General features: G+C 35.1%; 22 protein-coding genes. 7 read left to right on the forward strand and 15 right to left on the reverse strand.

The features are described 5' to 3' along the window. Nucleotides 1-49 precede the first annotated feature (49 nt). A complete protein-coding gene (locus JFU50_RS05880) occupies nucleotides 50-439 on the reverse strand; it encodes a VOC family protein (RefSeq protein WP_201183486.1) in 390 nt (129 codons plus the stop codon). 494 nt (nucleotides 440-933) lie between these two features. Here JFU50_RS05880 and JFU50_RS05885 point away from each other — a divergent pair, with 494 nt between their 5' ends. The 3 genes from JFU50_RS05885 to pcp are packed head-to-tail and all read left to right on the forward strand — an operon-like array spanning nucleotide 934 to nucleotide 3265. Further along, nucleotides 934-1608 (forward strand): DUF969 domain-containing protein, encoded by a 675-nt coding sequence (locus JFU50_RS05885; protein ID WP_098178254.1) that lies wholly within the window; start codon nucleotides 934-936, stop codon nucleotides 1606-1608. A gap of 35 nt (nucleotides 1609-1643) precedes the next feature. Next, a complete protein-coding gene (locus tag JFU50_RS05890) occupies nucleotides 1644-2606 on the forward strand; it encodes a DUF979 domain-containing protein (RefSeq protein ID WP_141995143.1) in 963 nt (320 codons plus the stop codon). 11 nt (nucleotides 2607-2617) lie between these two features. Continuing rightward, entirely contained in the window at nucleotides 2618-3265 is a 648-nt protein-coding gene (gene pcp, locus JFU50_RS05895; RefSeq protein WP_056523388.1) for a pyroglutamyl-peptidase I, read from the forward strand. A gap of 569 nt (nucleotides 3266-3834) precedes the next feature. Here pcp and JFU50_RS05900 read toward each other — a convergent pair. The 3 genes from JFU50_RS05900 to JFU50_RS05910 form a co-directional block, all read right to left on the reverse strand. Continuing rightward, complete coding sequence (locus JFU50_RS05900; RefSeq protein WP_201222066.1) at nucleotides 3835-5091, reverse strand: glutathionylspermidine synthase family protein; 1257 nt, start codon at nucleotides 5089-5091, stop codon at nucleotides 3835-3837. 36 nt (nucleotides 5092-5127) lie between these two features. Then, on the reverse strand, nucleotides 5128-5445 hold the full coding sequence (locus JFU50_RS05905) for a hypothetical protein (RefSeq protein ID WP_201222068.1): 318 nt from the start codon (nucleotides 5443-5445) through the stop codon (nucleotides 5128-5130). Nucleotides 5446-6396: 951 nt separating this feature from the next. Continuing rightward, nucleotides 6397-6606, reverse strand: coding sequence for a hypothetical protein (locus tag JFU50_RS05910; protein WP_201222070.1), 210 nt, complete (start codon nucleotides 6604-6606; stop codon nucleotides 6397-6399). A 1067-nt stretch (nucleotides 6607-7673) separates the two neighbouring features. Here JFU50_RS05910 and JFU50_RS05915 point away from each other — a divergent pair. Continuing rightward, entirely contained in the window at nucleotides 7674-7937 is a 264-nt protein-coding gene (locus tag JFU50_RS05915; protein ID WP_201222072.1) for a hypothetical protein, read from the forward strand. Nucleotides 7938-7970: 33 nt separating this feature from the next. Here JFU50_RS05915 and JFU50_RS05920 read toward each other — a convergent pair whose 3' ends face one another. The 6 genes from JFU50_RS05920 to JFU50_RS05945 form a co-directional block, all read right to left on the reverse strand. Next, complete coding sequence (locus tag JFU50_RS05920) at nucleotides 7971-8120, reverse strand: hypothetical protein (RefSeq protein WP_201222074.1); 150 nt, start codon at nucleotides 8118-8120, stop codon at nucleotides 7971-7973. A gap of 240 nt (nucleotides 8121-8360) precedes the next feature. Next, nucleotides 8361-8576, reverse strand: a complete 216-nt coding sequence (locus tag JFU50_RS05925) for a hypothetical protein (protein WP_053348812.1) — start codon at nucleotides 8574-8576, stop codon at nucleotides 8361-8363. A 441-nt stretch (nucleotides 8577-9017) separates the two neighbouring features. Further along, complete coding sequence (locus JFU50_RS05930; protein ID WP_201182698.1) at nucleotides 9018-10751, reverse strand: amidohydrolase; 1734 nt, start codon at nucleotides 10749-10751, stop codon at nucleotides 9018-9020. Nucleotides 10752-12086: 1335 nt separating this feature from the next. Then, a complete protein-coding gene (locus JFU50_RS05935) occupies nucleotides 12087-13544 on the reverse strand; it encodes a S8 family serine peptidase (protein WP_201182699.1) in 1458 nt (485 codons plus the stop codon). A gap of 195 nt (nucleotides 13545-13739) precedes the next feature. After that, nucleotides 13740-13928 (reverse strand): hypothetical protein, encoded by a 189-nt coding sequence (locus JFU50_RS05940; RefSeq protein WP_201222076.1) that lies wholly within the window; start codon nucleotides 13926-13928, stop codon nucleotides 13740-13742. A gap of 120 nt (nucleotides 13929-14048) precedes the next feature. Continuing rightward, nucleotides 14049-14594: a helix-turn-helix domain-containing protein gene (locus tag JFU50_RS05945; protein ID WP_201222078.1), complete on the reverse strand. Its 546-nt coding sequence runs from the start codon at nucleotides 14592-14594 to the stop codon at nucleotides 14049-14051. A 151-nt stretch (nucleotides 14595-14745) separates the two neighbouring features. Between JFU50_RS05945 and JFU50_RS05950 the strand changes: the two genes are divergently transcribed. Further along, nucleotides 14746-16107, forward strand: a complete 1362-nt coding sequence (locus JFU50_RS05950) for a D-serine ammonia-lyase (RefSeq protein WP_201222080.1) — start codon at nucleotides 14746-14748, stop codon at nucleotides 16105-16107. Between the two features lie 819 nt (nucleotides 16108-16926). Here JFU50_RS05950 and JFU50_RS05955 read toward each other — a convergent pair. After that, a complete protein-coding gene (locus JFU50_RS05955; protein ID WP_201182705.1) occupies nucleotides 16927-17364 on the reverse strand; it encodes a bleomycin resistance protein in 438 nt (145 codons plus the stop codon). Nucleotides 17365-17687: 323 nt separating this feature from the next. On the opposite strand from JFU50_RS05955, the gene JFU50_RS05960 reads away from it, so the two are divergent. After that, a complete protein-coding gene (locus tag JFU50_RS05960) occupies nucleotides 17688-18923 on the forward strand; it encodes an IS110 family transposase (RefSeq protein WP_116821653.1) in 1236 nt (411 codons plus the stop codon). Between the two features lie 716 nt (nucleotides 18924-19639). Here the strand turns inward: JFU50_RS05960 and JFU50_RS05965 are convergent. Continuing rightward, complete coding sequence (locus JFU50_RS05965) at nucleotides 19640-19960, reverse strand: hypothetical protein (protein WP_201222082.1); 321 nt, start codon at nucleotides 19958-19960, stop codon at nucleotides 19640-19642. Nucleotides 19961-20183: 223 nt separating this feature from the next. Continuing rightward, nucleotides 20184-20624, reverse strand: coding sequence for an Lrp/AsnC family transcriptional regulator (locus JFU50_RS05970; protein ID WP_201222084.1), 441 nt, complete (start codon nucleotides 20622-20624; stop codon nucleotides 20184-20186). 126 nt (nucleotides 20625-20750) lie between these two features. Between JFU50_RS05970 and JFU50_RS05975 the strand changes: the two genes are divergently transcribed. Next, nucleotides 20751-21203 (forward strand): VOC family protein, encoded by a 453-nt coding sequence (locus JFU50_RS05975; protein WP_201222086.1) that lies wholly within the window; start codon nucleotides 20751-20753, stop codon nucleotides 21201-21203. A 229-nt stretch (nucleotides 21204-21432) separates the two neighbouring features. Here the strand turns inward: JFU50_RS05975 and JFU50_RS05980 are convergent, their stop codons facing one another. Together JFU50_RS05980 and JFU50_RS05985 are read right to left on the reverse strand one after the other, a co-directional pair. Beyond that, complete coding sequence (locus JFU50_RS05980; RefSeq protein ID WP_201222088.1) at nucleotides 21433-21960, reverse strand: dihydrofolate reductase family protein; 528 nt, start codon at nucleotides 21958-21960, stop codon at nucleotides 21433-21435. A gap of 266 nt (nucleotides 21961-22226) precedes the next feature. Continuing rightward, a complete protein-coding gene (locus tag JFU50_RS05985) occupies nucleotides 22227-22745 on the reverse strand; it encodes a GNAT family N-acetyltransferase (protein ID WP_201222090.1) in 519 nt (172 codons plus the stop codon). Nucleotides 22746-22793: the final 48 nt, after the last annotated feature.

A 22793-nucleotide genomic window follows, 5' to 3' on the forward strand; every position in this document is an offset into this window, starting at 1 on the left:
TACTTCAATAAGAAAAGAGCCAGTAATGGCAACCTTTATCTTTGCCTACTTATAGATCTTTTTGATTAACATTTAGTTCAATCAAATTACCATCTGGGTCGGCACAAAAAATTTGTGCAAATCCACTTTTCCCGTATGGTTTTTCAAGTATTTCAACTTTATTCTGTTTTAACCATTTAAGAGTGTCATAGTGGTTCTCGACTCTAAGGGCAAAGTGACCTTCTCTGCTGGATAAGCTTTTATCCTTACGAATTGTCTGTGAAGAGGGATCGACTATCAAGTGAAGTTGATGTCCCTCTATTTCATACCAGGCACCTGGAAAATCAAAATCAGGACGCTGTATTTCTTTTAAACATAAAGTTTTACCATAGAATTCTTTTGCTCTTTCCAAATCTGTCACAGTAAGACTTACATGATGGAGGCATTTATATTTAATCAAAACCTTCACTTCTTTCATTTCAACTATTTTTTTTACCTTAGTCATTTTGTGGCTAAGATGACCCCTTACACCGTATCTGGAGCTGGATCGGTTAATTTAAACTATTCGGCAGCTAGAATCCATAATCCTTCTTCAACTAAACTGCGCTCGATAGATGAATAAAGAAAAAGCTAACTTAAAGTCAGCTTAGATCTTCGCACCCGTTAGTTAAATAGACTATATAACAATCCTATTTCTGGTGATATTATTCTTGAATCTCTTTAATGCTTCTTCCACAGAAATAGTCGTGTCCCATTTTTAGTTTTTCTACTGTTGTAAATAAGTATTTTTTTGATGCATTTTTTCTATTCTTTCATTATAAAAGACTTTGATTTTTACATAATTAGTCACTTGGATTAATAAAAAATTTATTTCAAAAATTCTTACTTTAATGTACAATAACATGTAGTTTATATTTTTGCAGAATAGTTTTAATAATAAGAAAGGGGATATGTATGGTTCTAATTGGTGTTCTTTTAATCATGATTGGCTTCGTACTTAGATTCAATTCAGCAGTTGTGGTAACTATTTCAGCACTCGTTACGGGGATGATTGCAGGTATTCCCATTACCAGTATTATTACGCAATTTGGCGAAGCATTTACAACTAACAGGTACATGTCTATTCTCATAGTCACGCTTCCCGTTATTGGGCTGCTTGAAAAAAATGGTCTCCAGCAGCAAGCTTCAAAGGTTGTATCAAAAATTAAAGCCATCACTGTTGGCCGGGTATTGACCATGTATTTATTGATCAGGGAAGTCGGAGCTGCTCTTGGTTTAAACAGCCTTGGTGGTCATCCGCAGACTGTACGTCCGCTGATTGCCCCAATGGCAGAAGGGGCTGCTCTAACAAAATATGGTAAGCTACCTGAGAAAGAGCAACAGGAAATCCGTGCACACGCAGCCGCTACCGATAATATTGGCTTGTTTTTCGGAGAAGATATTTTCGTGGCGGTTGGTGCAATTCTATTGATGAACGGATTTTTTGAACAGAACAATATCCCTGCTGACCCAATATCAATGGCGTTATGGGGAATTCCTACTGCCATCTTTGCTTTTATTGTACACGCCATTCGCCTCCGTATGTTTGATAAAAAGCTGGATAAACGTTTGGGCAGTCGTGGCCAATAATGATAAACACTCCAAAGAGAAAGTGAGCATCTATTATGATATTCTCAGTTGAAATGATTTACGTATTGATGGGCATCATTGTTCTAGGCTGCTCCCTATATATTTTCACTGATCGGACGAACAGCCGCCGGTTGACTACGGGAAGCTTTTACTTGATTTATTCAATTACATTAATGTTCGGCCAAATTATTCCGCCATTTTACATTGGACTTATGGTTATTATTATGGTTTTAATCATTGCAGGTGGCGGGTTAAAGAAAAGCGAACATGTTGAAGAAAGCATTACTGTAAAGGAAGAGCGAAGAAAACGGCTTGGCGGCCGTCTTTTCCTACCCGCCATCTTGATTCCTATTTTAACCTTAGCTGGTTCTAAGCTGCTAGACGGTGTTAAAATTGGCGGAAAGGCTTTGCTGGATCCATCTAATGTAACGATGGTTGCTTTAGGTCTGGCGTGTTTGACTGCCATTATTTTTGCGATGGTGATGACACGCGGAACACCTACAGGAGCTGTGAAAGAATCACGTCGCCTGCTAGAATCTATTGGTTGGGCTGTATTGCTGCCACAGCTACTTGCAACATTGGGAACTATTTACACAAATGCAGGGGTTGGTACAGTCGTTTCCAAAGCTGTGACAGCAATCATTCCCGAAGGTTCGCTATTTTGGGTTGTGGTCATTTTCTGTCTCGGCATGGCTATATTCACTATGATCATGGGGAACGCCTTTGCTGCCTTCCCGGTTATGGCTGCAGGTATCGCCATTCCTTTTCTGATTAACCAATTTGACGCTAATCCAAATCATATAGCTGCCATATCTATGTTTGCGGGTTATTGTGGAACATTAATGACGCCAATGGCTGCCAACTTTAATATTGTGCCGGCAGCCTTGCTGGACTTGAAAGATAAAAACCATGTCATAAAAGTTCAAGTTCCAACAGCTTTGGCAGTATTAGCTTTCAATATCGTACTTATGTACTTACTTGTTTCATTAGGAGTATAGGAGGGATCTTCATGAAGCAAAAAGTGTTATTAACCGGGTTTGAGCCCTTTGGCGGAGAAAGAGTAAACCCTTCCTGGGAAGCAGTAAAACAGTTACATGGAGAAGTTATTGATGATGTGACTCTAGTTGCTGAACAAATCCCAACTGTATTCGGGAAATCAGTTGCAGTAATGGAGCAGCTTATCCAGCAGCATAATCCTGACATCGTTATCTGTGTAGGACAAGCTGGGGGTCGGCTTCACATCACACCTGAACGGGTGGCAATCAATATGGATGATGCTAGAATCCCAGACAATCAGGGAAACCAGCCTATTGATGAGCCTATTGCAGACAAAGGGCCAGTAGCCTATTGGTCTACGATCCCCATCAAAAGAATTGTCGAAAACATGAAGGAAAGCAACATTCCTGCATCGGTATCCCATACCGCCGGAACATTTGTATGCAACCATATCTTCTATGGATTAATGGACTATATCACCCGAACCTCATCAAGCATCCGGGGTGGATTTATCCATATTCCTTTCATTCCGGAGCAAACTATTAATAAAGAAGCGCCTAGTTTAAGCCTTGAGACAATTGTTAAGGGCATAAAAATAGCTGCTGTCACAGCTGCTAAATATGAATCGGATATTCATACAGTAGGCGGGACGACCCATTAATTGTACCGTTTTTTTAAAATTCGACCGATTTACTTGTTTTGGTTATAATTCATGATTGGCCTCATGTTTATGATGAAAGTGTCCTTTTCGCTTGCGAGCTTGGGACACTTTCATCATATCAAGAGGTCTTTTTGATTCATTACAATAATCCCCATAACAAAAGGAGCTGCTGATCAGCTCCTGATAATGAAGTAAAGCACCTGTTAGCCAACCATGCAGCGCACGACCAGCGCTGCACCACAGTTACTGTTTTTTCCATACCCCACCTGAACAGGGAGTAAAGCCACAAGTTTCATAAAATAATACTTATGACCATTTTTCATCATCATCAATCCACTGATTACTCTTTAAATTAAATGATTCGTCCTCATCGTGAAAAACAAAGTATGAAGGCAAGTGTAATGCTTGTCCACCTGCTTTTTCCCAACATTCCCTAAACCCCTTCTATTCTTTTTTTATGTGTTTACGATTCTTTACTAAAAAGGAATTACTTAGAATTCTGTGTCTTTATTTTCTTGATATGCGCTCTTCTGCGAAAAGTGTGTCTATGATTATCTCAGTGACACTACCTACCATTTCTCAATGGCCACTGGACAAAACATAGAAAGGTTGCCGGTTATTTTTTCTCCTACACGAAGGAATAAGCCACTAGCTTCTCCACCAATTAAGAAAGACCCTACAAGCATTTTTCCAGTATATTCTCCGTCCCAAGTATTTACAGTTTTAGTTGGCATCTCAACATATTGTTGATATACCTTTTGCCATTCTGCGTAATAATCTTCTTCATCTTTCTCTACTAACTTAGAAAAGTTGTCAAAAATCTCAACACTTCCGCCTTCGCGTCCGTAAATTGGCTTTGCTACATATGCTTTATTCTCAAAAGGAAAACCACTTTTTAAATAAGTAGGTAAGAAGTATCGACGGATGCTCTCTCGTTCTTCAAAGCTGAAGATCCCGCTGTCATCTCGTAGCGTCCATATAAGAGCTAAAACCGCTTTAGACTGCATAAGAAAGGATCCGGGCGGATTTATTAATTTTACTTTACCATCAGCAATATGTTGCAAAAAAGAAAGGCCAATTTCATTTCCGGTAAAATCTTTATCATCAACTAAATATTCAAGCGGATAAAGTCGATATAAGAGGTTAATCTTATCTCCTTCTTGATCGAACAGCCCCTCATCCGATACGATAATATCTTCAATAGCTATAAATTTAGTTTTATGTAGACAACTCTTATTTAAATTGAATAAAACAGTTTCACGATCTTCATCGTGCCAACCGTAGGAAGTAAAATGAACGGTGTCATTATCTGTTATATTATATTCTTTGCTAATCATTGCCCAAGTTCTTTTGATATTTTCTTCAAGTTTATTTGGAGATACAAATTCATATTCTTCACAAATGATTTGATTAACAATAGATGATTCTATATATCCTGTAGGTGTATCACAATTCACTTCAATTAGCTTGATTTCATCTCCATTAACAATGAAATCCATTCTAGTAAAGTAGCTAAATAAATCACTAGGAACATTGGCAGCATCCCAGGTTTGAACAGGCAATCCTAGTTCAGACTTCCATACGTTACTTTCTTGAGAACCGTCCAACAGTTTGTGATACATCTTGTTGTATACGTTCCCTATTTTTTTGGTAGCAATATTAATGCTATCTATTTCTCTTTGAGAATATGTATGTATACCATAAGACATATATTGGTGCCAATCTTCATCTTCTTCTAAACTTCCCCAGGTAAAGCCTTTCTCGACCATTTTGTCGTTTAATTCAATCCACTTTAAAAGATATTGTGCTTCATTCTTATTATCCATATTAGTCTCTCCTTAGATGCTTTTTGAAATTTCGATTTAACTACTTGCCCCGCCTTTTCCGCTTCCAATACCAGTGGAACCTTTATTAGTAGAAGCTTTGCTAGAACCACTGACGACACCATTTTTAGTTGTTTTAGAACCGGTTACCGGAGGAACAACTGTATGACTGTTGGAATTTGTATTGGTATTAGAGCTAGAACCTGAACCTGAACTAGAATCATTTTGTTCTTCGTCTTCTTTGTACGTTTCATCACTTTTATTAACAGACGGAGTAGATCCGCAACCTACTAAAACAGAGCTTGTTAACGCTAAAGAGGCTATTAAAGAAGCTAATTTTCTCTTATTCATTTTCATTAAATAATTCACCTTATTTTCATTTGTATTTTTTATAAAAAATTTTAATTCTTTCTTAAACTAATTTATATTACATATTTTTTTTATTATTTTCCGAGAATCAGAGAGAAAGCGAATTAAGTATTTAAATGCTGATAAAATGATCGTTTTGATTTTTTATTATGGCTCTGTTAAACATTGTTTTTTGAACAAAAAAAAGACAACTCTGTGGTCTTGTACGACTTAATGAACTAACACACCTTTAGTTTTATAAGATTCAAAATGAATTTTAGTTAAGGTTAAATAAAAAAAATAGTTACAAAGAGCACTAATACTGTCCATATAAATGATGATTTAATCTTTTTCGCATTTGAAATTGTATTCTTTTTTATTAAGGTTAAAACTAAAATATTTATTAAAAATAGAAAATAATAGATGGTTATGAATAAAATCCACCTACTACTCTGAATTACTTCACTGAGGGGACTTATAAAAAACGCACTAATAAATACAACTATTGATATAACCAATAGGAAAGATACTATTATGTGCATTTTTTTCCAAATAGGATGCAATAAAAAAGTATTACTTTTCTTAGATTGGAAAAACATAAGTAAGCTAAATAAACCAATAACAGCAATAATAAATAATAGTGTCATTAACATCTGTACTGTATTTACAGTGTTTGATAGATTTGACGTTGCCATATCTTTCTTAAAATAATCAGTTATAAATGCGAGAATTCCTAAAATTATTACTATAATCCCTTGGAGAAACGTCCACCGTGAAAACATCAATACATGCACACCCTCTCTCTATATTCTACGGATAGAAAGTCCCAATAGTTTCATAATTTTCCCTTATTGAACTAACCTGCCCCTATAGTTCCATAAGAAAAAAGTTGCTTCAGCAACCTCCCTTATTGAAGTATTTAATCCATCAATCTATAAAACAAAAAAAAATAGCTCATAACTAATCTTTTTTGTTCTTAATAATAAATTCTCCTAATTTTCCTAATAAATGTAATGTGTAAATAATCATTAAGGCTCTGGCTACTACAAAACCATCTATAGCTAAGTCATATCCGCCTCGTAATAAGGCTGAATCCGAAAACCAAAAATAAATTGATATTGCCAGAGGTATTAATAGAAAAATCAAAGCTAGTTGAGTTTTTTCATCCATAAGATCCCGCCTTATTATATGTATTTTACAAATAATAGCATTATTCCTGGAAATAAAAAACTAAAAAGTGGAAATTATTTACTACTTAGATGGCTCTGTAAGGCATTTTAGTAAGAGGTAATATAAATACGTCAGAGGGTATAATTCCGCCCACCAATGCACATCGTTTTTGGCATTTTACGATAGGTCTTATAATAGCACTCCTTATGGAAAGTTCCGTAAGGAAAAGCTGCCTTAAGACAGCTCCGATCTTCAACTAACGCATGCGTTAGTTGCATAAGTAAGAGGTTTGAAAAAATAGCCTGTATATATTTGAACGATGAATAACTTACCTATTTTCTTGTGTTTGTTTGCACCATATACAGAAAATTGGGAAAAACGTAATCAAAAACGTAACTAAGTTTATAAATTCATCAAAAAATACGTTAGAAACATTGATATATCAACAATTTAATAGATTTCAGTTTATTTAATTGAGGTATATTTTTTCAATTATTTTAAATTATTCTATATTAGTTCTTACGATGAATACAATGTTTCTTAACTATCGCAATTGACTAGAATTGATTTACAACCATTTAGAAACGTAACCAAAACCGTAACCATTTTTATAAAAAACTCGTCAAGCGTAAAATTGAAAGTATGAATTAAAGCAGCCGTTTCTATATTGGAATGCGTTGCTTTATTTTTTATTGGAGCATATCAGAAATGTTTAGCTGTGGTAAGAAAACTACTAGCAATAAAAGCTATTAAGCTAAACGCTGGTAGCTTGCTACATTCCATCTATGCTTATTAATCAGCTTTGTGTGTTCAGAAAACCATTCTAAGCGATTTTCAAACTTTCTAATGATGATTGATAAGCTAATTTTGTCTAAGGCTAACTCTAACTCATCATCTATCTATTTTTTTATATAAAGAATTCCATAATTGCGTAAACCTGTAAACCTTTTAACCTATAAACGTTGATATAGTAGGTTTTTTATAGGTTTACTCATTGGTTTACCTTTAAGTTATTAGAAGTAAATTCAGCGCATTGGTATTCCCTGACTTTCTTTGAGTGTGGGGTGTTGAGAAAGTATCTTGCTGAAAAGATCGAGACTTATCTTTTTATTCAGCTACCTAAGCCAAGTGAGTATCCAAATGTTTTAAAAATTTCTGCTGGAGATTACTGGTGTATCCAAAATAACGGCTGGTCTATTGATTCTGCTACTGAAATTTTTAGTGAGGAATGGATATCTGATGACGAGTTTTTTGTCACCGAATCTGAAATTTATGGGAATAATAAACTCAATCGTCAATTGAAAAAAGAACTTCGAATAAGAAAAACATAGGGAGATTTTAGTCTTCCTATGTTTTCATTCATATTATTTATCTGTTTGTTTTTGCTTCTTTTTCAAATACTCCGCACGTATTTTTTCAAGTTGTCGCTTTTTATCAAATTTGGCAGGCGTCTGTTTTTCATGAAACTTTGTCACAGCTACCTGACCTTTGTAATCCAATTGATATTTTCCCACTTTGTTCACCTACTTTTCATGTCTTTAAAGAGAATCTATTCAACAAATATAATATACCTTATTTTACTGAAGTAAACCTTATTACTTTATTAGTGTACTGCTAACTTTGCATATATCAGTAAAAACATTAAAAACTTAGTAAAAAAATTCATCGCCAAATGGTATTCATTTCATTGCTATAATCAAAATAAAATGCCTTGACACTCTGCATAAGCCTCAATAATTCTATTTCTTGTTTGTTCAGCTCTCTTCTAAAGGTCCAATTGTTCGGTAAATAAGGTTTAAAATATTAAAACAATCTAAGTCTACTCCATCTTTTAAATGGTTCTTAATGCTAATAACCATTACGTTCTCGATGATTTCAAATTTAGGTTTCTGAGGGGAAATATTGTTTTTTTTGCAAAGTCTTTTTACTACTTGTTTAAAAAAATCTACATCCCCAATATTTTTCTCCAAAAAATCACCCCTTGTTATTAACTTTTCTACTTATATCTATCTTAATCCAAATATTACCTTATTCAACTAACCTGCCCCTAAGTTGCATAACAAAAAGGTTGCTGCAGCAACCTCCCTTATTGAAGTAAAGCACCCGTTAGTTCATTAAGATAAGCGATTCTTATTAAAGAATCGCGCCCTTTTCTTGAATAAGCACATAACTTTGTATTAGCTGGTATTCCCCCCCTTAAAGCAAGTTACTTTGTCACAGGGCTTCAACCTTAGGATTTCTCCACCAGTTGCCTGTCAGCTACCGAGCGTCTTGGCACTTACTCGGGTTGGACTTTCGCCAACTAACAATTAATGGCTTGCTGGGCACGCAGGAAGTAAAGAGACGGTTCTTGTGCTTCACCAGCAAGTGAATGAAGCAGTAGAACCGTCCCCGTGCATCCTATCCTTAATTTAATTTTCGTAGATAACCTTATCGTTCACAATTGTCTTAAGTACTTTGATTTCTTTAATTTTTATAGGGTCAATTGTTAACGGATTTTCTTCCAGAACAACAAAGTCCGCAAATTTCCCTTTTTCGATTGAGCCTTTTTCATTTTCCTCGAAGTTTTGCCATGCTGCATCACTTGTTACTGCGCGAAGTGCCTCTAATGGTGTGATTCTTTGCTCCGGACCAATCACCTTGCCGCTTCTTGAAATCCGGTTAACAGCAGACCATACTGCCTGCAGCGGGTCCATTGGGGTAATGTGAGAATCAAGATGAATGCTAAATTTAATACCACGATCAATGGACGATTTAAGAGGGCTCATCATAGCGGCACGTTCAGGCCCCATGAATATATCCCTGTGCTGATCGCCCCAAAAGAAGGTATGGGAAACAAAATATGATGGTGTAACACCCAGTTTCTTCATTTCATCCAATTGATCTAATCTAGCCATTTGAGCATGCTCAATACGATGACGGGCATCCTTATGCGGATACTTCTCCTGGGCAGTACGGAAGGCGTAAAGAATATCATCAATTGCTGCGTCTCCGTTACCATGAATCGCAATTTGGTATCCAGCCTTATGCAATTCCACTACTCGCTTCGTTAATTCCTCACGACTTGTCGCCGGATATCCCCGATAATTTGGATCATCTCCCGGCGGCACGTGGTACGGTTTACTTAAATAGCCGGTGTACCCTTGAATGGATCCATCATGAGACAGCTTCACAGGGCCAAGCTTCAACATATCACTACCGAAACCTGTTACAAAACCGCCTAATTCACCAGGGGTTATAACGCCACCAAACCCGGCACCCATGGCTGTAACCCTTAACGGCAGCAAACCTTGCTTCTGATATCTTTGTAAATCAATAAGACCCTGTTTATTTGCCCCAGCTATAATCGAGGTCGTTACACCTTTTGAGATATAATCCTGGACAGCCTTTTTAAACGCTGCAAGATTTTCCTCTTCTGTAACAACAGGAATATGCTTGCTTACAAGACCTTTAGCAGATTCCTCTAATACCCCAGTCGGTTCTCCTGTCTTAGGGTCTCTTACGATTACCCCACCAGGTGGATCAGGAGTATCTTTTGTAATTCCTGCCAATTTAAGTGCAACACTATTAGCTACTGCTAAATGTCCGGAAGTATGTCCGATATAGATTGGATGCTCCGTTGATACCTTATCCAGATCTTCACGTGTCGGGTGACGTCCTTCCGCTAAAAGTGTCTGATCGTACCCTCGCCCGAGTATCCATTCACCTTCGTGGGTTTCCATAGCTCGATCTTTTAAGGCAATGATCAGATCATCAATATTTTTAATAGGACCTACCGGTGGGCTATTTAAATTAACTTGAACAGTCCCATCCATTCCGGAGCTCGGAAAATGACTGTGGGCATCATAGAATCCCGGCAATAACACTTTATTCTTTAAATCAACAACTTTCGTGTGCTGTCCCTTTAACTTGCTAATTTCCTTATTTGAACCAACAGCAATGATTTTTCCGTCCTTGACTGCTACGGCTTCGGCAATAGTAGTATCTTTGTCCATGGTGATAACTTTTCCGTTAAAGTAAACAGTGTCAGGTGCAAGAGGGTCAAGATGGTCTGGAAGTGTACCTGAAGAAAAGCCTACTAATGCAAGCACAAAAACAAGGGAGAAGATAAACAAATTTCTTTTACTTAAAAAATTTCTTTTCAAGAAAAAACCCCTTTTCTGATTTAAGATCCTATCCATAACACCTCTTGATTTATGCCATATACACCGATGATGTTCTAAGAAATATTTCATTTAAACAACTAGAAAGAGCCCCCCCTACTAAATGCTGTTGAAAAAGCTTCATAAACATCATGATGTCCGTACCAAATATAAATATATTATACGAAATATTCTGAATTTTACATAGGGGTATATTTATTTTTCTCCAAAAATCATTAGGATGGCCCAATTGTTGAACAAAGATCAAACAGCACTGTTGAACTAACCTGACTTTAGCTCCATAAGAAAAAGAGCTGCCGAAGCAACTCCCTTATTGAAGTAAAACACAGGATAGTTCGTTCAGAAAAGCCATTCTTGAATAAAAAATCGCTACGCTGAAAAATGATTATTTTGGTTATTGCTCTCATAAATTCTTGAACTACTTCTCCAAGGATGGTATCCGTCACCTATATAAGTGAATCCATATTTTTCATAGTATCCAATGTGGTCAGTACAAAGGAAAACTTTATTGAATCCTGCTTTTTCGGCATCTGCTTTAGCACGTAAAAATAGCTCTTTATCTAAAGACCTACCACGATAGCTAAATACATGATTTCCACCCGGTTACGATATCTTGAGGCTGTAAGGAACATAATTCAGCTGGGGTAGGAAAGAGGCGTAGGGCCCGTGTCCTAGTAGGAATTGCTCGTAATGGCTCTGCCTATAAACCGGAAATGGTCTTCCCTCTTGAACAACTAGCAGCGTAAATTAAAATTCACATTGTTTTTTACGAAAGTTAGCTTATTCGTAGAATTTCAAAGAAAGCACGAAGTACTGGATTTATAGAACAAAAGGGCATTGATCCGTTCCATTAGCAAAACCGGCCTCCCCCCTTGGATAGGCATGACGAAGGAATGAAAGGGCATATGATTATGACCCGTTGAGACATGGGAGGGAAGCCTCCAGGGGCAGCGTGGAGAATGTACGCATTATATTTAATAATATTGGATTTTCAATAGATCCTCTATTTCAATCTGCCCTCATCTTATCAAAACGGTCCTATCTCTTTCGTTCATCTAAAGCAACCTATACCATGTGGTTTGAAATCCTGCGAATAAGCGAGTATTCGTGAGCATTATCTATTATACTGAGGTAGTACTATAAAACTTATAGTAAAGTTGACACAAACTGTGCAATAAGTTAAAAAGATGAAAGAAAAAAGACCTTATTCAGTTTATATGGAGGCCACTCACCTAATCAGTAGCCTCTATATTTATTTTGAAAAGATGATTTACTTTCCTTGTACTTTTAATATTTCATCTTATTTAGAAACATAAGCTACTTCTTTATATTTTCTAATGCTCTATAAGCATTTGCTTCTCCTGAACCAAATAAAGCATCTTGTCCATTCTTTCCATAGTCAAGAGCTGTTTGCTTAATACGTGCTGTTACTTGGGCAGGTTTATACTCCGGATGAGCTGCCTTAATAACTCCTGCAATTCCAGCTACTTGAGGAGTGGCCATAGAAGTACCAGCATTAAACTCATATGAAGTACCTAAATAGGTAGGCCAAGTACTTAGGATTAAGTTACTTGGATCAGCCGCCGCAGGATCATTGGTTTCTGCATATTTAGACCCATAATCTCCTCCAGGAGCTGCCACGTCAATAGCACTGTTTCCATAATTAGAGTAGAAAGCAAGCTGTTGAGTTGACCATTTTGTGGAGGCAGACACATTAATAACTCCTGGCATTTGTGCTGGTACTACAGTTGCAGGCCCTTTCACGCTCATTCCATATGGTTCATACATTTTATTTAAAAATTCGTTTACTTCCTTCTTGTCATCTAAATTTAAACTTTCATTACCACTACCGGCTACTACAGTTACTCCATTCTTTACTGCATATTGAATTGCTCTCTTCCAAAGTAACGTTTCAGCGACTGATTTATAACTTTCTCCCTCAATTGTCATTTTGGTATTATTATAGAAGCGAAGAGACATATTAATAACATCTACCTTGTCATTTGTTGCTGCAATAATTCCATCTATAATCCAAGCTGGTAATCCAAGGGCTTGCTCTGAGTATAATACGCGATAGGATCGGATTCCTAAATCTGGTCCTACACCGTTTACTTTACCATTTGCTCCAATGATCCCGGCAACGTGAGTACCGTGCCCATTGCGATCTTTTATATCAGTAGGATCACCTGTTTCAGATTCATCCATTCCAGCAGGAACAAGATTACGTCCACCTATTATATTATTCTTTAAGTCAGGATGAGACTCATCAATTCCAGTATCAATCACTCCCACCACTGCTTTATGAGTAATACTACCATCTTTATTTTTATATCCGCCTGTTTCTAAATCATATGATTTCCCGCCGTTGGTCACCCTTTGAATATCCCATTGGGAGTCCCAATAACTCTCTGAATTTTGCTGGCTGATGATACTAGACTCATAGTTATAAGGGCTGACTGCTGTTTTGTCTAAGGTTAGGGGAATTTCTCTGTTAGCAGCTTCTATTGAAGAATTACTTTTTAGGTTTTTAAGAAAAGAAGGCTCGTCAGATTGAGCTTCTAATCCTCCAACTTCGGGAAGAACTTTAGTTACTTTACCACCAGCTTTCCGTATTACCTCTTGATAATTCTCTGGTAATCCACTTTTAAAAGCTATTGCGTATGTGTCATTCATCTCCTGATTTTGACTCTTAGCTTGGGTAGGAACACCACCAACGGACAGTATCCCTGCTCCTACTGCAATCGAAAGTACCGTATGTAAAATTTTCTTTTTCATATGTCTCCTCCTATATATGGAAAATATTCATCATATACTATCTTAATATACAACAACTTAAATTCCAAGTTTTCCTAATAAATCTCATATTATTGAAATAAAGAATAAATATTTTTTAATAAATAAAAGAGCGACTGTCCCGTGATAAAGCTCGGAATACTCCTCTCATTATTATTGTGATGAACGCAGTATTATTTAGATAATATTAAATAAGCTCTGTAGTCGAGATTTTATGGTCTCAACAGTATCCTCTACTTTTTCTACGTAATCAAGCCATTCTTTGAGATAAGGTTTTGAACTAATGATCAAATTGAAAAACTCTTCAGCGTCACCCACATTGAATAACCTCAAAGATACTTCGTCATCGATTTTATGTATTAACAAAAATTCTCCTCCTCTGTGTTGATCAATTATCTGGCCCTATAATGGAAATAAGCGCTGTTCCTTGTTACAGAAAAGCGCCTGATTGTGGAAGAAGAACATTATATGTAACATTTTTCTACATTAAAACACAGGTGGGGTAACTGAAAATAATACAACTGCATTTTGACTAAAATTATTTTCCCATTTATGTTTTAAATTTGCTGGTATTTTCACACTATCACCAGCTTCTAATAGATATTCTTCTTCACCTAAATACACCTTAATATTCCCTTCCAAAATAAATGCTACTTCCTCTCCTCTATGTTCTAGAAGATTTTCTGACGAAGAAGTATTCGAAGGAACTTTCATAATCGCTGTTGCTAAATTACCCGTAAAATTAGGTGACAATAACTCATAAGACAAATTATCAATGATCATTTTCTTACGATTACTAGACCTAACGATTAAATCCTCCGTAATTGTTTCTTCAAGTAAAAAACTAAAAGTTGGAACATTCAGGGTTTTAGCTAAGACCTTTAGGGTTTGAATAGAAGGATTCGCCAAACCTCGTTCAATTTGGCTTAACATTGAAGGTGTAATTTCAGCTAATTTTGCTAACTCTCTACTACTCAATCCTTTAGCTTTTCTATATTTTTCAACTTTCTTACCAATATCTATATTTTCCATAATCGATACTCCTTAACAAAATGTTAAATTTAATTTAAATGAATTAAATTTAAATTAACATAAAGATAATTGTGTGTTAAACTGTATTAAAATTTATTTAATTATAATTTATAATACAACTCGTTACAAGAAAATTAGGAGGTTTAAACAAATGAAAGAGATTGAAAGCAAAGAAATACAAACATGGAAAGACCAATATCCTTTACTAAACAATCTCATTTCGATGGATGAAGTATTTTGGCTCAATCCAAATGTCGAAAAATTTCAAACGGGCATTAAAAAATCCCCCCTTACTCAAGAAGATGTAAGAGATGCAGATGAAAGGTTGAAACGTTTTGCTCCATATATCGCCAAGGTTTTCCCTGAAACAAAAGGAACGAATGGTATCATAGAATCTCCTTTAGTGAGAATTCCTGCCATGAAACAATCCTTAGAACAGGATTATCAACAACCTATATTAGGAGAATTATTACTAAAATGTGATAGTCACCTTCCTATATCAGGATCTATTAAAGCAAGAGGCGGGATTTATGAAATTCTCAAACATGCAGAAGAATTAGCTTTTCAACATCAATTGTTAACGATTCAAGATGATTATTCGATTATTGATAGTGATAGGTTTCGAACCTTTTTCTCACAATATTCAATCGCAGTAGGCTCGACTGGAAATTTAGGACTTAGTATTGGCATCATCAGTGCAAAGTTAGGTTTTAATGTTTCTGTTCATATGTCAGCTGATGCAAAACAGTGGAAAAAGGACTTGCTTAGAAGCAAAAATGTCAAAGTTATTGAATATAAAGCTGATTATAGTAAAGCTGTAGAGGAAGGTCGAATCCAAGCAAATAGTGACCCATCATGTTATTTTGTGGATGATGAAAATTCTCACGACCTATTTTTAGGATATGCAGTGGCTGCATCTCGATTGAAGAAACAATTAGAAGAGCTAGAGATAATAATAGATGAAAATCATCCTTTGTTTGTTTACCTTCCATGTGGAGTAGGTGGAGGTCCTGGAGGCGTAGCTTTTGGTTTGAAATTATTGTATCAAGACTATGTTCACTGTTTCTTTGCAGAACCTACCCACTCACCGTGTATGTTACTCGGTTTAATGACTGGACTTCATGATAAAGTTTCTGTACTTGATGTTGGTATCGATAATGTAACAGACGCGGATGGACTTGCTGTAGGAAAACCATCTGGGTTTGTGGGTAAAACTATGGAACCTTTTTTAAGTGGTAATTATACGGTTAGCGATGAACAGTTGTATAAGTTGCTAAAAGAGCTAGTCGATACAGAGGGGATCCATTTAGAACCCTCTGCACTAGCAGGCATGATAGGACCAAGTAAATTATGTAAAGAGGGCATCGATTATTTACAGAAGCATAGTTTAACGGAAAAGATGAGTAAGGGTACACATATTATTTGGGGGACTGGTGGAAGCATGGTTCCTGAAGAGATGAAGACACAATATTATCAAAAAGGGTTGAAATTATCGTTAGAGAAACAGAAGTAATTTAACAAGGGGTAGTTTAACCCTGTGTTTTTATATTTAAAATTTCAGTTCTTGTTAAACTAGCCTCCCGATAGTATAAGTACAAACCCTCACAAAATCTTCTAAACTTTGATTTAGATATCAAATTTTCTATGAAGGTGTTGTTCCACAATCTGGCCCGATTGTGGAACAACACAATCCTGCATATCGATACTTTTTAAATCTACAGTAGGCTTTTTTTATTTTTCTTGCTTATTAGCTAACTGTTTTTATATAACTTTGAATATAATTGTTTATTTTTGTGTTTGTTCATGAACTAACGCACTCGTTAGTTGAATAAGGAACCTCATTCTCCTGTTAAAATCCCTATAATAATAATGGTAATAACAAATGCTAACAAAGAAAGTATAACCCTATTAAATAAATGAATAGGCATTAGACGTTTTTCAGCTTAAAATTTCCATTTAGCACGACGATTAGTATAGCAAAATAAATAATTATTGCTATTAAATCAGTGTAAGTAAATGGCTTGCTTATGAAACTATCTGAGTAAACCCCTGTTAGGATTATTACAGTAAATAGAATAAACTGGATTCCAAAATATTTAATAAGATTCAAAAAGTATAAGCTCCTTCTCAGTTTCCCATTGTATTTCACCATTATTGTAGCTGTAAGAAACAACTTTGGGAAACAGTAAATATCGAGAAAGCTTCTTCAACTAACCTGCCCCGTTTGTGCCATAAGAAAAAGGCTGCCTCAGCAACCTTCCTTATTGAAGTAAAGCACCCGTTAGTTCATTAACGAGATACAATTGTGCATGCAGTTTTCCATGAAAACAAGTTAATCACCAACAGCTGGATCTCCTTCATTTTCTCTTTCCCCCAAGGTTTGGACGAACCTTAATAAATATCCGTCTGGGTCCATGATTAAAAATTCCTTCTGTCCTACTAATTTAGTATCTGCTCTATACCAATTCTCCTGAATTTCTATCTTAATCGGATACTGATACATTCTTAGACTTTTATATATTTCGTTAATATCACTTACCGTTATTTGAAAGTTAATTCCCCTCCCAAAAGGATATGATAACTCCCCAGTCTGCCAATACCCATTTATCTCTTCAATCATAATTTGACAGTCATTTAGTGATAACATAGCGAACTTATCTTCTGGACGTTGATACTCTAACTTAAACGAGAGAATGTTTAAATAAAAATTAAGACTTTTATTTATATCTGAAACTGATAACTCTGGTACTAATGAATTTAGTCTAAACATCATATCTATCTCCATTTCCAATGTTGTTAGCACCCTTTATTCTATATCATTCCTTATTGAACTATCCTGCCCCCTTCGTATTATAAAGGTCAGCCAGTTATTTCTGGTTGAACAATTTTTATATCGATATATGATAACGGTAGCCGGGGTAGAACGTTCCTGCCCGTGGGGCTTGGACCCCGTCAACTAAACAGTTCGCCCCCTACTTGCTTAAACATGATTTGGCTGGTTGGGACCAAGATCTCGTATAACAAGCGAAGCTATGATACTGCAAGAAGGATTAGGGGTTACCGGCAATATTATGTTTTTGGAGGAGATAAAAAATGAATCCAGTGGTTGGTCTGGATGTAGCTAAAGGTGAAAGTCAGGTTCAAGCGTTCTTGGATAAAAAGAAGCCTTATAAAAGAAGTTTTAAAGTAGCACATACCATTGAAGGACTAGAGAGCTTACACCAATATCTTAGAGAGATAGAAAACGTAACAGGAATTCGACCTCCGGTCGTTTTAGAGTCTACTGGGCATTATCATACGCCCGTTGTACAGTATTTTGAGGAGAGAGGTTACTTATTAATTATCGTTAACCCACTCATTTCTTATCGTGCGAAGAGCTCTAGTTTACGGAAAGTAAAGACAGATTTAATCGATGCACGTCACCTCTGCGAGCTGTACTATAAAGAGGATTTAGAGCCTTATAAAAAACGAGGGATACAACTCTTAAATCTTCGTAATCTTTCAAGACAACATGCAAATATAACAGGTATCTATGTACAAACAAAACTACAGTTTCAGGCTGTTCTTGATCAAGTATTTCCTGAATATAGAGGGGTTTTTGGAGATTTGTATTCGGTTGTTTCTTTGCTTACTCTATTAGAATTCCCTACTTCTGAAGACATATCAGCAGTCGATGAAGAAACTGTAGCAAATAGGATTAATGAACTTTGTCCAAGTCGTTCTAGAAAGTGGGCGAATACACAGGCAGAGAAACTTATGGCTGCCTCAGCTCGAAATCCTTTTCAGAGAACTTTATATCAGAGTCACATTTTAAGCCTAGAGATGTATATAAAAATGCTTCTAGAATACCAAAAGCACTTATCCAAATTTGAAGAAGAGATAAATGCTTTGGCAAAAGAAATTGAAGAATATAAGATTATCCAATCCATCCCTGGTATCGGTGAAAAAATCGCTACAACGATTATTTCTGAAATTGGAGAGATTGATCGGTTTAATCACCCTAAAAAACTAGTGGCATTTGCCGGAATTGATCCAAGTATCTTTGAATCAGGTAAATTTAAAGGCTCAGTAAATCGGATTACCAAAAGAGGTTCTGGTAGACTACGACATGCCTTATATATGGCAGTTCGTTGTGCCATTCGTGATTGTCGCAAGAAGAAAACGACAGATGAAATCATCCCTCGGAACAAGAGATTACGAGAGTTCTATGATAAGAAACGTGAAGAAGGAAAGCCCTTTAAAGTAGCTGTGATAGCATGTGCCAATAAGCTTCTACAATGGATTTATGCACTATTACAAAATAACTCGACTTTCCAAGATCTAACCTAGTTTAAAAGTATAACTAAATAGCACAAAACTTTCCAAATATAGTTCATTGGAAGGTTATTTAGCATGCACAAATTTAGTATAGCATGAAATATTTTAAGTTTTCATTGAAAAATGTTGACTAACTATTAGCTGGTTTAGTTGCATAAGAACAGCTTAAGCACGATATAGTAGAAAGTGTTTAAAGATTGAAGAAAAGCACATGTTAGTTTAATTTTCAAAAGTATTCTACCGTATTAAATGACCTTAAAGTAATGTAACCAAGCAAAGATAAATGGAATGGAGAGATAATAAATGTTTATTAAGCATCCCAAAATCATTACATACTTTATGACTCTTTTCTTAATAAGAATTGACAAAAATAGTCCAATAACCGGTAATAGAATAACTGCTATTTGTATCGTTATATTAACATAATTGTGCATCCCCCAAGGACTAACATTCATCGCCCCCTTATTATGAATGAACAAAAATATTCCTGATAATAACCAAATTAAACTAGTAATAAATATATAAAATACATTTCTCATCTTTATCTCCCTTTAAATTCGAGTCTCAAATCTTCTTAGTGAAACTTTAACACATAATTCCATATATTGGGTTGCATATTAAAAATTACTTTTGAACTAACCTGCCCCGATAGTTGCATAAAGAAAAAGCTGCCTTAAAGACAGCTCCGATCCTCAGCTAACGCACCCGTTAGCTTAACAAGAGAGGTTTTAATTATCGTCTATCACAAGAGTTATCATATGAAGGTTTGGAATATAAATTTCAAAGCCATCCATAGTGTTTGAAGCTAAAAATTCATTGGGAAGTTCCAGCCATTTAGATGCAATATTATTTAGCATAGGTTTTACATTAGATTCAGATGATTCATCTATATCAAGAAAAACCTTGTACATACCTTTAATTTTCCAATACTCCCCAATTTCAGAAACAGACATGAAAACTTTATAATTAACAGCAAATTTCTTAAAATCATCTAAGTGTTTGTTAGTTTCTTCTGAATTACTTGCCTCAAGAAATAATGTAAATTTCATAAGCAAAACTCCTTAAATATAGCAAAAGTTCGTCTTATTAAAGTAAAATCCTTCTTCAACAATACTGCCCCGTTAGTGAAAAAATGAAATTACCTTTTCTTCTAATCAAATTGATTAAATAGTACATCTGTGAAATCAAAAATGAAAGAAGAATGACAATTTGTATGTTCCCTAAGAATGAAGTTGTTTCCTGATAAAATAGAAATTTTTTGAAAGGTACACACTAAAACACCAATCTACTCTCAATATGATTTTTCATACTAATAAGAGACTTGGAACTTCCATATTCGGTAAGAGAATCTTGAAAATCTGCTAGCGTTTCAATAGATATCGTTTGAACTTTAATTAGATAATTGAAATCCCCACTAATTCTATGTAACTCAGAAACTTCTTTAGAATCTTTACAGAATTCAATGAAAGATTGGCATTTCTCAGTTTTGAATAAAATAAATGCTGTTACTCCTTTGTCCAACTTATCTGGATTAAGTACAGTGTTGTAGCTTAAAATTATTTTTTGTTCCTCTAATTTAGAAATGCGTTCTTTCACAGAAGGTTGTGACATAGCAACCTTTTGGCTAATTTTCGAAATAGGAATGCGCGCATTTTTTTGTAAAATCTCCATTATTTTATAGTCAACCGCATCTAAATCACTGTAATTTTTCACACTTACAACTCCTTAGGTATTTATTTAAAAATACCATTATTTATAAGGTTTTATATCAAATTTAGCTTATTAATCATATGTATTCATCACATAGAATAAAGTACACTAAAAAAGGGAGGCGTTTTTATGTCTAATATTAAAGGAATTGCACATATTGCAATCCAAGCAAAGGATTTCGATGAAGTCATTAGATTTTATACTAATGCATTGAATTTTAAAATTGCACATACTTGGGCACTACCTGAGTTTAATTTAGAGAAAGCTGCTATGCTCGTTTCATCCGATGGTAATACATTTATAGAAGTCTTTGATTACGAGGCACAAATAGCTGCTCAAGGAAGAAAGGCTTTGGAGCATGAAGAAATAAAACATGGTGCATTATTACACTTTGCCTTAACAGTAGAGAATGCAAGTGAAGCTTATAAAACAGCTATTCACTTTGGGGCAAAAAACTGTGTTCCACCAGCTACAATTGAATTAGGATATCCAGTAATTAAAGTTAATAATGCACTTGTATACAGCCCAAATGGGGAAGTCATTGAGTTTATTGAAAAGGTAAATTTCCAACAATTCAATTGATAATATTTACTGTTACTCATCCCTAAGAGGTGTTTCAATGAAATTTTTTTACAAACCGTTTAACTTTGTTTTAAACGGTTTAGCTTTATTTTATATTTAAACTCTGATCTTCAGCTAATACACCCGTTAGTTATATAAACATCTATTAATTTTCGAACGGTTTTCAGTAAAAAATGTAGTTGAAAAGGTAAAAATCTTCCCCTACTAAAAAAGGGAAAGATGATGAAAATTATTTTTTTATATAATGAAGCATAGCAAGTTGACCTAATTTTTCTACTTTGGTTAACGTGTATTTTAGAGTAATATCATCTCCGTTATAAAGGGAGATTCCTTTCCCTAAAATAATAGGTGCAATGGCTAGGTGAAATTCATCAATTAAATTTTCTTTAAAAAATTCACGAGCTAAGTCTCCTCCACCAATTAACCATATATCTTTACCAGGCCTTTGTTTTATATTTTTAATGAAATTTTTGACATCTTCATCAATAAATGAAGCATATTCATCTGATCCACTAACAGATTTAGAAAATACATAATTTTTATAATCACTATACGGATAATTCATATCAAATCCACGAATGACATCATAAGTTCCTTTTCCCATAACAACAGTGTCAATTCTATCCAGGAGTGAATTGTAGCCAGAATCTCCTTCTACTTCTGTTGATTCTAACCACTCTAATGTACCATCATCATTTGCAATATAGCCATCAATTGAAGTACCAATGTATAAAATAATGTTACGCTGTTTTTTCATGTAAATCTCCATTCCTTTGTTTCAGATGATAAAATTAGTATACCTATTAAACTATATAAATTCTTCTGTTTCTTAACTTTCAACTATTGAACTATTCTGCCCCGATAGTTCAATAAGAAAAGGAAAGTAGTTCGTATATTAGCCGCCAAATTGGCGGCCTTCTTATGGCGCTAAAGCACCCGTTAGTTCATTAAGAAAAGCGAATCTTATTCAAGAATCGCGTCCGTTAATTAAACAAGTTACACGCTTGTAAATCTTTATTACTCTTACTCAATACATAATTCTGAGATATCCTTCCAGCCATAAGCAATATCCTCTACTATGGTTCCTCCAAACGTACTGGTCCTATGAATGTATTCTTTTCCTCCCATACGTTCATAAAATCCAAGTCCAGAATTATTCTGTTTCATTACCCAAACCATCATAGAATAAATACCTTTTTCTTTAAAATGTTTAGCAATAGCTGAAATAAGCTGCCTACCAACACCAAATCCTCTACATTCCTGTAAGAGATAAAGCGAATATAGTTCTCCATCGTAATTCTTCTCATCTATACTTTTACCGGATGCAAAACCTATAATTTTCCCTGTTTCATTAATTGCAACATATATAAAAGGTTCATTTTCGTTATATAAAAAATCATTCCATCTTTTTTCAGCATCTTCATACGATAATTCGTCCAGATAATCGTCAGGTACTAGATCACGATAAGTAGTCCTCCAACTATCAACATAAACTCTTGATATGCCTTTTATATCTTCTTTCCTTGCTTTTCTAATTTCCAAGTTAAGTACCTCCAATGCAAAACAGTAAAATAATAAAATTTATTATAA

It is taken from the genome of Peribacillus sp. TH14, assembly GCF_016651145.1.
GTDB lineage: Bacteria > Bacillota > Bacilli > Bacillales > DSM-1321 > Peribacillus > Peribacillus butanolivorans.